General features: G+C 41.5%; 6 protein-coding genes. 3 read left to right on the top strand and 3 right to left on the bottom strand.

What is annotated here, in order from left to right; all coding sequences use genetic code 11:
* The first annotated feature begins 3 nt into the window (after positions 1-3).
* Complete coding sequence (locus LO761_RS03685) at positions 4-1,593, top strand: RagB/SusD family nutrient uptake outer membrane protein (RefSeq protein WP_272816977.1); 1,590 nt, start codon at positions 4-6, stop codon at positions 1,591-1,593.
* A gap of 74 nt (positions 1,594-1,667) precedes the next feature.
* On the top strand, positions 1,668-4,775 hold the full coding sequence (locus tag LO761_RS03680) for a glycosyl hydrolase (protein ID WP_272816976.1): 3,108 nt from the start codon (positions 1,668-1,670) through the stop codon (positions 4,773-4,775).
* A gap of 62 nt (positions 4,776-4,837) precedes the next feature.
* Here LO761_RS03680 and LO761_RS03675 read toward each other — a convergent pair whose 3' ends face one another.
* The 3 genes from LO761_RS03675 to LO761_RS03665 form a co-directional block, all read right to left on the bottom strand.
* On the bottom strand, positions 4,838-7,558 hold the full coding sequence (locus LO761_RS03675) for a family 78 glycoside hydrolase catalytic domain (protein ID WP_272816975.1): 2,721 nt from the start codon (positions 7,556-7,558) through the stop codon (positions 4,838-4,840).
* Between the two features lie 122 nt (positions 7,559-7,680).
* Entirely contained in the window at positions 7,681-8,937 is a 1,257-nt protein-coding gene (gene cls, locus LO761_RS03670) for a cardiolipin synthase (RefSeq protein WP_272816974.1), read from the bottom strand.
* A gap of 334 nt (positions 8,938-9,271) precedes the next feature.
* Positions 9,272-10,861 (bottom strand): phosphatase PAP2 family protein, encoded by a 1,590-nt coding sequence (locus LO761_RS03665; RefSeq protein WP_272816973.1) that lies wholly within the window; start codon positions 10,859-10,861, stop codon positions 9,272-9,274.
* 308 nt (positions 10,862-11,169) lie between these two features.
* On the opposite strand from LO761_RS03665, the gene LO761_RS03660 reads away from it, so the two are divergent.
* Positions 11,170-12,663 carry a serine hydrolase domain-containing protein gene (locus LO761_RS03660; protein ID WP_272816972.1) on the top strand — a complete coding sequence of 498 codons (1,494 nt, stop codon included), beginning with the start codon at positions 11,170-11,172 and terminating at the stop codon, positions 12,661-12,663.
* The last annotated feature ends 2 nt before the right edge of the window (positions 12,664-12,665 follow it).

Raw genomic sequence — 12,665 nt, 5'->3', positions numbered from 1 at the left:
AAGATGAAGAAATACAATATAGTTTTGGGTTTACTTTTGAGTGGGACCATTATCTCTTCCTGCTCAAGTTCGTTCCTGGAGTTGTATCCGGAGACGGCACAGTCATCGGGAACATTTTATAGGACTGCTGACCAGTTTGATCAGGCAATGAATGCTGCTTATACAGGTTTGCGTTATATAGCATCAGATGGCTTATTTATGGATGAAATGCGTTCAGACAACGCATTCTATACCTATTATTATGGTGATCGTGGTCCGTTCAATGCTTATGAGAAACCATGTCTCTTTATCGATGATGAGGTTTCTGCCAATGCAGGACCAATTTTAGAACGTTGGCAGGTGGATTATCAAAATATTGCGAAAACTAATACTGTGTTGGACAGAATAGAAGCATCAGAGATGACGAATGTAGAGAAGTCATCTTATCGTGCAGAGGCTCTGTTTCTTCGGGCTTTCTATTATTTTGATTTGGTGAAATGCTTCGGTGGTGTACCTCTGACTCTGAACGAGGTGACTGGCACGGATGGAGTGTTTACTGCTCGAGCATCAGTAGAGGAATGTTATACACAGATTCTTGCTGACCTGAATGAAGCTATTTCGATAGGGCTACCTATTCCGGCTCGATTCCCTGATGAAAACGGTGGAAGGGCAACGATGGGGGCTGCACGGATGCTTCGTGCTGAAGTAAACATGACAAAGTCATCGCCTGACTATGCGACTGCAGAGTCCGACCTGAAGGCGATTACCCAGATGAACTATGAATTATTGAATGATTATGCCGAGTGCTTCAATCCAACCAACAAGAACAACAGGGAGTCGATATTGGAAGTGCAGTACACGGAAGATGGTGCTTCGGAGCAGTATAGTACTATCGCATTTCGGATGATTCCGAAGTGTAGCAATGTCGTTGACATGATGGGTATTGCCGGTTCTAATTATGCAGGTGGCGGGACTGTAACTGGTACCAGTGGAGGCTGGGTAGTTCCCACCAAGCACATGGTAGATTCGTATGAGGACGGTGATCTGCGGTTGTTTGCTTCCATTGTGGTAGCCGAAGGAACATCCAGCGGCGATAGCTTTACGTTTGAGCAGATTGTAGATGATGTGCGGAATTATGTATGCCCTGCTGGAAAGGACTTCCGATATATGGTAAAGAAGTATTATCATCCGCCTTATAAGTACACGATGCGTGGTGTGGAAAACTTTCCCGTATATCGTTATTCAGGGGCATTGCTCCTTTTAGCAGAATGTTTGGTTCAAGAAGGCAAAAGTGCAGAGGCTTTACCGTACATTAATAAAGTCCGTGCTCGTGCCGGATTAGCTAATTTGACCACCTGTACCTTGGAGGATGTATCCAATGAGCAGAAGCATGAGTTAGCTTTCGAGAACCATCGTTGGAGTGATTTAAAGCGTCAAGGTTTAGCGAAGAGTGTAATGACTAACTATGGTCAATGGATGAAGGCAAACTTTGCGTGGGTCGCAGCTTTGAACAATGGGACTTGCTTTAATATCGAAAACTTTCGTATGATTTATGCCATCCCGACCCGTGAGTTGGAAATCAATCCCCAATTGACGCAAAATCCGGGTTATTAACTAAATGAATTGTTTTGCTGTCCTTATGGTATGGAACGTTTAGTTTCTATCATAAGGACTTTTTAGTTTATGTTATGAAGATATTGAACAAGAAGAAACTGCTACTATTTGGCGTGTTTGCATTGGTAGATATTCTATTTGTTTTCGGGCAGACAGAGAGGACTTTGGATTTTAACACCTTACTTCCTCATTTTCTCAATCCACCCGCTGAGTACCGTACAGCACCATTCATGGTATGGAACTATAAGGTGACGAAGAGTGATATTGCACGCATGATTGACGAATACAAGGCGCAGGGATCAGGTGCAGTCATTATCCATCCACGCCCAGGATTGATAACGGAATATCTTTCCGATGAATGGTTTGATTTATATGCTTATGCTATAGAGAAGGCAAAGGAGAATGGAATAACTATTTGGATTTATGACGAGAATTCTTATCCCAGTGGATTTGGTGGTGGGCATGTGCCCGCCGAAATGCCGGAATCCTTTAATCAGGGACAAGGACTGAAGTTAGAGAAAGTTAGGTTACTACCAAAAGATATTGACCGTTATTTTCTTTGTTTGCGGAAAGAGGAAGATAAATGGGTTGATATTACGGAGGATAAGGCTTTTTATAAGGGGAAAGTAGATGATTATTATCTTTATAAAAAAACTTATTATAGTAATTCCGATTGGTATGGTGGTTATTCGTATGTTGATTTGATGGTTCCAGGCGTAACAGAAAAATTTAACGCGCTAACAATGGATGGTTATCAAAAAAGATTCAGTCATGAATTTGGTCAATCCATATTGGGTGTGTTTACCGACGAGCCGGAGATTCCATCTTCTGGAGGGATAAGATGGACTCCTTTGTTATTTGATACGTTTATAGCTCAATGGGGGTATGATTTGAAGACTCATTTACCTTTGCTTGATGAGGAAATAGGTGATTGGAAAAAAGTACGGCACGATTATTTCTCAACCTTGCTTAGCTTATTTATCAAGCATTGGTCGGAGCCCTATCATGAGTATTGTGAGAAGCATCATCTAAAATGGACAGGGCATTATTGGGAACATGATTGGCCGAATATAGATTCCGGTCCGGATAATATGGCTATGTACGAGTGGCATCAGATGCCTGCTATTGATATGCTATTCAATCAATTAGATGAGGATAGTCTTCAAGGACAGTTTGGCAATATTCGCAGCGTGAAGGAGCTTAGTAGCGTAGCTAATCAGAAAGGATACAAGCGTGTGCTGAGTGAAACGTATGGTGGAGGTGGTTGGGATGAATCTTTACGTGACTTCAAGAGGTTAGGTGACTGGGAATATGTGCTGGGAGTCAATTTTATGAACCAGCATCTTTCTCACATGACTTTGACGGGAGCAAGAAAATATGATTACCCACCGGAGTTTTCTTCTGTCTCTCCTTGGTGGAATGATTATAACGTTGTGAATGATTATTTTGGTCGACTATCCATGTTATTGAGCAATGGGATCCAAAAAAATAAAATACTTGTTATTGAACCTACAACTACCATTTGGTGCCACTATTCTGTAAACAACTGTCCTTCGGTTATATGGGATATTGGTACTGCTTTTCAACGCTTTGTAACAAAATTGGAAGTGTCGCAAGTGGAGTATGACTTAGGTTCGGAAGCTATCATAAGAGGTAATGGTAGTGTAACGAACGGAACACTGAAAGTCGGTGAAGCATCATACACTACTGTAGTGCTTCCTCCAATGATGGAGTCGGTCGATGCATCCACATTCTGGTTATTGAAGAATTTTGTTGCTCAGGGAGGTCAATTGATTACATTTTCTCAACTGAAAGAGGTGGGAGGCAAAGTGAGTCCTGAACTTATCTCGCTTATAGACGAACCGTCGGTGATCCATTTGACTGAATTGGATTTTGATACCATAAAACGATATTTATCAGACAAAGACTTCGAGATTTCTTATCATAATGGAGACTTGTATCATCAGCGGAGAGAATACGAAGGTGGAGAACTTGTATTTATGGTTAATTCATCATTAGATCAGTCGACAAAGGGTACAATTAGAATGAAAGGTACTGCTTTACTGAAGTTGGATGCCTTGGCAGGAAAAATCTACGGTTATCCAAGCCATGCTTCCGACAGAGGTTTGGAAGCTTCTTTTGAGATTGAACCTTGCGGAAGTCTTATCTTGTATGTCTCGCATAAAGTTTTAGAAAATGAATATCCAAAGGAAGTTAAATTTGAGAGAGGAATGAAGTTGGAGGCATCGTCCATAGTAAAGGTTACACGTTTACAGGACAATGTACTACCAATAGATTTCTGCGATTTGAGTCTGAAAGGTAAGGATTATCGGGATATCTATTTCTACAAGGCGGCGGATTTGGCGTATAAGACATACGGGTTCAAGAATGGGAACCCGTGGAATCACTCCATTCAGTATAAGCAGAATGTGATAGATAAGGATACGGTGCGGAGCGGCGGATTTGTGACTACCTATCACTTTAACATTGTCGGATCCGCCAACTTTGGAAATATCCAATTAGTGATAGAAAATTCTTGTTTGTTTACGGTTAAGATTAACGGGATGGAAATTAAGTCTATTCCCGGAAAGTGGTGGTTAGATCGTCATTTCGGAGTGTATGATATTCGGAAGAATGTCCGATCGGGGATAAATGATGTGGAAGTGAGTATCAATCCAATGAGTGTGTATGCCGAAATAGAACAGATATATGTGATAGGTGACTTCTCTGTTTTCCCTGACGATGATAGATGGAGTATCGGTCAAGTTGTTCCAGTACTTGGGCTTGGAAGTTGGAAAGATCAAAAGTTACCCTTTTATTCTTGGGGTATGAGTTACTCGAAATCGTATCGTGTGGACAAGGGTAACGCTCGTTATTTTATACAGTTGAATAAGTGGAACGGAACAGCTATAGAAGTGTTTGTTAACGGAGTAAAGGCTGGTATCATATTTAAAGATCCCAATAATTTAGATATTACGCCATATTTAATATCAGGAGAAAATATGATTGACGTTCATGTGATTGGCAGTTTGTATAATCTCTATGGGCCACATTATAACAATCCCCCTAAAGGGTTAGCTTCTCCATGGAATTGGAGGAACGTTGAGAAACCTATTGAGCCTTCAGCTTATAATTTCATAGATTACGGTTTGATGGAGGATTTTGATATATATTCCGATTAAGTCGAATATGATTATAGAAAGGGGAAAGGGCATCCTATTGATTCAAGAGAATGCCCTTTCCATTATAAACAATCTATGACATGGTTACCGCTTTTTAATTGCCGAGTATTTACTGCGCCATCCTTCCCCGGAGGAATGACAGTTGCCGTACACCCCACAGGTACAATTATTTGTAGTTTATATCCTCCTCCAATAGTCTTCTCCCATCTTATGCCTATTTTACCGTATGGAGTTTCGTTGCTGTATTCTGCCCAGCTTACATTTTTTGGTGGACAAGGCTTGATGACGAAGTGTCGGTCACCGTTTTTAATGAAATCAATATCGACTCCTGCCAAACATCGGTAAAGCCATGTCAGCCCTCCGCCGAACATCGGGTGGTTATGCGACGCACCGCCGTCCCATTGTTCCCATGTTGTAGTTGCTCCTTGTCTGATCCAGTTACCGAAGCTGGGGAAATCGGTTTTGGTTATGGCTTCATAGGCCTCCTCGTTAAGACCGTAACGTGTGAGTACTTCGAAGAACAGTTTTGTGCCAAAGATACCGGTATTGAGGTGTCCGTTATTACGTTTTAGCTCATCTTTTAGGGTATTCAGTACATCAGCCAACTGATTCCTATTGTCAATACCCATGTCAAGAGCGAAGATATTGCTTCCGGCTTCTCCGTAAGTGTGCAGATCGTGATCATAGAATCGTTTGTGAAATGCCGTTCGTGTACGTTCCGCTAATTCTTCATATTGCTTTGCGTCCTCGTCTTTACCTATGGCAGCAGCGATTCTTGAGATGTCGCGAGCGCAGAGCCAATAATAATAGGTATGAATAAGGGCTTTCCGAGGCAGTACGGATGTTGGGGCACACCATTCTCCTAAGTTCAGCCATTGTGCCATAGGATTGTTCCAATCCCAATAGTTGTGTAGCATGATACCATCTTCGTCTACCCAGTTGTGAAAATATTTCATGAGTTCAGTCATCCCTTTGTAGTTACTGTTTAGAATGCCGGTATCGTGATACATTTGATAAAAAGTATAGGGGATGATGATCATAGCTGCCCCCCATTCCGGTCCTCCTCCTGCTCCGGATTCCCAAGGCGCGGCATTGGGAACGTATCCTGTTATAGGGTTTTGCGCAAGCAGAATGTCACGCATCCACTTGGTGTAGACGGGTCGGCTATCATAGTTGTACATCACCGTCTCACATTCAACTTGCCCGTCACCGGTGTAGCCGATGCGTTCGCGGTGCGGGCAGTCACTGAACAGGCCTCCATGCGTATTGTCGAGGAGACTGCGACACCATATTTTCTGTATCTTGTTGATCAGCGTATCGGAACATGCAAAGTGCGCGGTCTGGGGCAATATCGTATGAATGTCCTCAGCAGTTATCTGATCGGGTTTTAGTTCTCCTTCCCATCCGCTGATTATGGCTTTGCTGAATACAAACCAAGTGAAACGCGCGTGATAATCCTCATCTTTGCTTCCATTCAGCGTATAACTGTTAGTGCCTTGTGACGATACATTCTGATTCACGGAAAGCACATCTGATTTTTTGTATGGTAAAGGATTGTTTGTTCCATAGATATAATGTATATCTATTTTCTGTCCAGGCTTGCCATTCATCTTCTTCAGATGTATCCAACCGGTAATTTCTTCGCCGAAATCGACGAGCCATTTATTGCCGTTAATCTTTTGGATGCTTAAAGGCTTCATTTCTTTGTTCACTCTGTCCGAATATCCCATCTGTGCTTCAAGTTGTCCGTCAGGTGTCTTGCGTTCCACGGCTTGCAGCCAGTTTTCAGTAGAGTTGCACCAGTTATGATCAATAAGTGTTCCGTCAGCGTGCTCACCCGTATAGATACCATTCGAGACAATAAAGCTTTTTTTGACTTCCCACGATGTGTCAGAACATATCGTTTCTTTCGTTCCGTCATTATATTCAATTTCCATTTGGGCAATCATGCGTGGAGAACCATACGGAATAATGATGTCGGCAGAATTGAAGGAGTTGAAGAATCCACATCCGAGCAAACATCCAATAGCATTGTTGCCTTTATGGAGATAAGGCTTTACATCGTAACATAGGTACAAAACTCGATAACCTTTGAATTTGTTGTCTATTCTGACTCGTTTTCGTTCTATGTCGGGACGATGTGTGTAGTCTGTTTGATTGGGTACCAGCACGTCGTCGCCTATTTTCTTGCCATTCATGTAAAGTTCGAAATATCCTAAACCACTAACGTAGATATGTGCTTTTTTCACGCTTTTGTTGATACCGAAGCGTTTTCGCATTAACGGCGCAGGCTTGTCATTTTTGTTCTTTGATCGTACTGTGGCGTCTTCCTCATCCCACGGCGCACCAATCCATTGGGCTTTCCAGTCACTTTGGTCGAGTAATCCCATGTGCCAGTTTGCCGTATTGCTCCATGCTGATGCCTTGCCGTTTTTGTCCCATACGCGTACACGCCAATAACAGTCTTGTCCTGATTGTAATGCTTTACCGATGTATGGAATGATATTGGACGTGTTACCGTTAGTTTTTCCAGAGTCCCACAGATCAGCTTTTCCCTGTATAAGCGATTGGATTGACGAGGCTACCTGTATCTGCCAAGCGGTTTGCCATTGGTCATTCTCATTCTTGTCGGCGATGTTGATCCATGAAAGACGTGGATGTCGTATGTCAACAGTCATAGGATTTTCTAAATATTCACAAGTTAGTTTTATAGGTCTGATAGTTGCTGTTGCTGTAATGTAGCTTAATGTGAATAAGGCAATAATAATGCTTCGTGACTTCATAGTTTCTAAAAATTGATATTATACAAAGTTACGGAAAAATAAACGACAATGGCCTATTGACAGAATGATTTTTTTGATCAAGCAAAAACTTTTTGTCTGACGAGCAATGTATAGGAATGCACTTACAATACCGGAGTGAACAAGTGAGCGAACCAAGCTATGAAATGTTTCCATGCAGAACGCTTTTTGTATTGTTCTTTTGTTAAAAGAGTGGAGTCATGTTTATCGTTTTCAAACATTTCACTAAGCTCGGCCGTTGTTGTTTTGTCAAAGATGAAAGCATTAACCTCACAATCGAAGCGTAGACTGCGACTGTTGAGATTTGTACTACCTACCATGCAGAATAGGCTGTCGACCATCATGATTTTTGAGTGATGGAAGCCGTTATTATATATGTATATTCCGGCACCTTTTTTACGTAACTTGTTTGCTGTATAGAGTGCCGCTGCAGGAGTGAACTTGATATCCGATTTCCCCGGAATCATAATCTCTACTTTTACATTTCGCTTTAACGCTTTCTTGATGGCTTTCTTAATGCTATGTGTCGGAACGAAGTAGGGATTAATTATCTGGATCTTTTTCTGAGCGGCATCAATCGACTTAACGTATATCTGTCGCATAATTTTCGGCGTTTTCTTTGGCATACGGTCAATGATAGCGATGCCGGTATTGCCGAATGTCTCGTCGGTATGCGGCCGGAATGGATAATAGTCCAATCCTTCAATGTGTTGCTTCGTAACAGCGTTCCACGTGGTAAGGAAAATATCTTGTAAATAGCTGACCGCTTCACCTTCTATTCGAACGTGCATATCCCGCCATTGTCCTATTCCTTCCAAACCCTTAATGTAGTAGTCAGCGATATTCATTCCACCGGTATAACCTACTTTTCCGTCAATCACTACAATTTTCCGGTGATCTCGATGGAATACATGGTTCAGCCATGGAAAATTAATCGGATCGAATTTCTGAATTTCTATACCTAATGCTCGGATGGAATCGAGATGAGCTTTCTTTAACGGACGGTTGTTCGACATGTTGCCAAACGCATCGAATAAGGCACGTACTTGAACACCCTCTTTGGCTTTCTGACCGAGCAAATTAAATACAGCTCTTGCTATAGAATCGTTCCGGAAGTTGAAATATTCCAAATGAATGTGATGCTTAGCTTGACGGATATGCTCAAATAAATCAGAAAATTTCTCCGTTCCGCTCTTTAGCAGTTTCACTTCATTGTTATAAGTGGTAGGAATGCCAAGCTCTGTAAGATATTGAATAACAATAGAATCGCTGGATGTTGTTTGTGCATTCAACGATATTGCCGTCAAAAATACGAATAATACCGCTATCTTGAATATCCTATTTTTTATTATTATCACCATATAAAAAACAATCGGACAAAATTATTTAATCTTTCATATTCTCGCAAGTTTTCTTTTACGTTTTTATTTTTCAATAAAGGGAAAAGATGCCCATCAATTGATTTGATGTTAGTATAATGTTCCGATTTTTTGCTTATAAAAAGGATGTTTCACATGGGTGAAACAAGTGTCTCACAAGAGTGAAACGAACGTCTCACAATAGTGAAACAATTGTCTCACTGCAGTGAAACGATTGAATTATAATCATGAAACAGCTAACTAACAAGATGACTTGTTTAATAGATAGTTGTAATCAGATTTGTATATCGTGGAGAAAGGCTTCGTGGATAATATTTTAAAAAGAAATGCAAAGAGCCCCACCCAAAACGAACTTGGACATATTCTTTTTTATGTCTGTTGTAAAAGCTTGTGGAAGATTATCGACAGACATTTTCTTCCCATCAAACGTGAGGTTTCTGGCTGCGTCCTTAATGAATGCAGTGGGCTGATAACTAACTTTATAGTGTCTCGGTGTCCAGTCGTAGTCTAAAAAGAAGCGCCATGCCATTGATGATTTGTAAGCATAGGTAAACGATATGCCTGTTCCAACGTTAATTGAACGATTGGCTTTTATATCCATATAGTCCCACTTGGTTTCATATTCTTTTCCATTGTCGGCAGGGGTACCTTTAACCTCGTAAGTAAGTATATGGAGACCGTTTTCTATTTCGACAGACTGATCAATGTCACGCTGGTGCCCGCGTACGGTTGCGTTTATTTCCACACCCTGTGTATAATTGCGTCCTATCAGAAGTTTTCCGCCCAATGCCATGCGTGGCGAAATGGGAAGGCTAAAATAAGGCCCTATGGAAAAAATAAAGTCAGAGAAGTGATCCGACTCTACATTCAGAATGAATTCATCAATGAAGCCTTCGAGTTGCGGGTCGAATTCAATAAGTCCTGAAAGTTGATCTTGTGCAAAGATTTGCCAATTTTTCATCAATTGTGATGTTACTTTCAACTGTCCGCCAAGTCCGAAGTAGGGCGTAAGGAAGTATGCGCTTTCCGCGCTGACGACAGTAGCCTGACTGAGACGTAATTTCTTAATAGGTTCGTCATCATAATAGGCTCCTATCTCAGGGATTTTTGTTGCAATGTCTAATGACTGCTTGCCTATACCCATTCCAACTTGTACACTAAAAAACGATGGATGATGAGGCAGATCATTAGTCCCTTTAATGTCGGATCTTAGAAGTCCCTTATTTTTGAAAAACAAGTCGCCAATGGCATATCCAAGCTCTGTTGATAGAATTCCTATGCCTGCTCCCGCAAAGGTGTCACTTATCCAATGACGGTTGTTCAGTACTCGCATCACTCCTGTCATGGTGGCCAGTCCATAGCCTGCCACGCTTATCCACGGTGTACGTGTCAATCCATATTCTTTGTGTAGGATTGTCGCGGCGGCGAAGGCCGTTGCCGTATGTCCTGAAGGGAAACTGTTGTATGTGGAACCGTCGGGACGTTGTTCCTTTAGAGAATATTTCATGCCATTGACCAAAGCACCCATAACGGCATACGAGGCAGCTGTACTGGTTAGATAACGTCCCCAAGAGCTGCGTCCCTCATATCCGGCAATCTTCAAGCCGGTTGCTAATAATAGCGGAGTATACTGGGTATAGTTGTCGGTGGTATGATGAAAATTATATTGGAATTTATTCCTCGCGTCTCTGAAATTCTTTCTCTCATGTCGTAAAATTATACCTGTCGTTATCAATGGAAGACTGGTGTAAGATATGTCGGAGCGGAAAGTATGTTCCGGTTTCGGCATTTGTTTAATAAGGCTGTCAGTCTTTTCTTTGAGTTGGGCATATAGGGAGATGTGTGGAAATATGCCCGACAGGATGATAAACAGCATTTTTAATAAAAGTCCTCTGAATCTAAACATGTTGTTTGGTTTTGTGCTGCAAAATTAGTCATTTAATTAAATAGTACAAAAACTATGAAAAGAAAGACTGTTTTTATAATGCTTGAGCTATATGGAAAATAAATGTAAGTATGGAACTATCAAGGAGACATCACTGCTTCCACCGATAGTTCATATTCTTATTTATATTTAGTCATGTAATTCTCTTATCAGTAACTTCGTTATGAGTGAGGAAAGGCAATTTATGGAATCTCTATATAATAACGTATAGAAATTTATGATGTTTGAAATATAATTTTCTATATTTGCTATGCTAATATATAGTTACCATGAAACGATTAAAACTTTTAATAACGGTATCAGCTTTTTTAATGGCGGTGTCTGTAGCTGCTCAAACAAATGAAATTCCCCGTTCTACTCCTGAGGCGGAAGGAGTGTCATCTAAACAGATAGGCATATTTCTTGATTCCATCGTTAAGTATCCTACCTATAATATACATAGTGTGATGGTGCTCAGACACGGAAAGGTAATAGCCGAGACTTATCCGAAGCCTTATGCCGCGAGTTATAAACATACGATGTTTTCTTGTTCCAAGACATTTGTCAGTGCCGCGGTCGGGTTGGCAGTCGCGGAGCATCGTTTGAGGATTACCGATCGTGTCGCTTTGTTTTTTCCTGAAGCATTACCCGATTCTTTGTCCGAGAATCTGACGGATATGACTGTTCGCGATTTGCTTATGATGGCATCGGGTATTGAACCTGATTGGGACCTACGCGGCCAATGTGATAATTGGATTCCTACTTTGTTAAAGAAACCGGTATTGAAGCCGGGAGAGAAATTTAAATATGACTCGCTTTGCACTTATCTGTTGTCGGCTATCGTTCAGAAAGTTGTGGGGATGAAAGTGCTCGATTATCTTAAACTGAAATTGTTCAATGCCATGCACATCACTGATGTTGAATGGGAAGTCAGTCCGGAAGGTTATAATACCGGTGGTTGGGGACTTTATATACAGCCGGAGTCTATGGCTAAGTTTGGGCAATTGCTTCTTCATTACGGATCGTGGAATGGAGAACAACTTATTCCCGCTGATTGGGTGAAGCAGATGATGATGAAGCAGATAGAGAATGACAGTGAAGGATACGGATATCAGATGTGGGTGTGCGAAGATCATCGGTCGGCTCGGGCGGATGGAGCGTTCGGGCAATTTATCATCGTGATGCCTGAAAAAGATATGGTAGTGGTGATTACCGAATGTTCAAACAATTCTCCGCTGCATAAAGTGTTCTCTCTTCTTGTTCCCGGTATAAATGACGAAGTTGTTGCTTCGGATGCACGGAAAGAATGTGTTCGATTACTTCGAAAAACAAAGAGTTATGCTTATCCTTGCGTGGTAGGTCGTGCAGAATCCTCACGTCAGGCCGCTTTACTGAACAAGGAGATTCTGCTGGGTGAAAATGAATTCGGTTGGACATCCATCAGTGTTCGCAAGGATTTAAAGAAATGGATTCTGAGGATAAAAAAAGAGTCGGGGAGCTATGATATTCTATTGGGGCATAAACAATGGGAAACCACAACCACTACCATGACTCCGCCTTATACCGTCAACGCAAAAGAGAAATTTACCGGAATAGCCGGACCTTTTAATGTGGCCGGCTGCTATGGTTGGATCAATACCAATACGTTGGCTTTCAATCTGCAATTTGTGGATTGGTACAGCGCTGTTGAGGCATCCGTCACTCCATCTGATAAAGGCGTTACCATCACTGTTAAGCGGAATTACAGTCATGAACCTCTTATTCTATATGGAACCATAAAATAATT

Source organism: Phocaeicola oris, from assembly GCF_021295095.1.
Lineage (GTDB): Bacteria > Bacteroidota > Bacteroidia > Bacteroidales > Bacteroidaceae > Phocaeicola > Phocaeicola oris.
This window is presented reverse-complemented; position numbering and strand designations above follow the sequence as displayed.

Excerpts from the sequence above, each read along its gene's own strand:
- LO761_RS03685 (WP_272816977.1), top strand. The coding sequence starts at position 4 with ATGAAGAAATACAATATAGTTTTGGGTTTACTTTTGAGTGGGACCATT.
- LO761_RS03680 (WP_272816976.1), top strand. The coding sequence starts at position 1,668 with ATGAAGATATTGAACAAGAAGAAACTGCTACTATTTGGCGTGTTTGCA.
- LO761_RS03675 (WP_272816975.1), bottom strand. The coding sequence starts at position 7,558 with ATGAAGTCACGAAGCATTATTATTGCCTTATTCACATTAAGCTACATT.
- cls (WP_272816974.1), bottom strand. The coding sequence starts at position 8,937 with ATGGTGATAATAATAAAAAATAGGATATTCAAGATAGCGGTATTATTC.
- LO761_RS03665 (WP_272816973.1), bottom strand. The coding sequence starts at position 10,861 with ATGTTTAGATTCAGAGGACTTTTATTAAAAATGCTGTTTATCATCCTG.
- LO761_RS03660 (WP_272816972.1), top strand. The coding sequence starts at position 11,170 with ATGAAACGATTAAAACTTTTAATAACGGTATCAGCTTTTTTAATGGCG.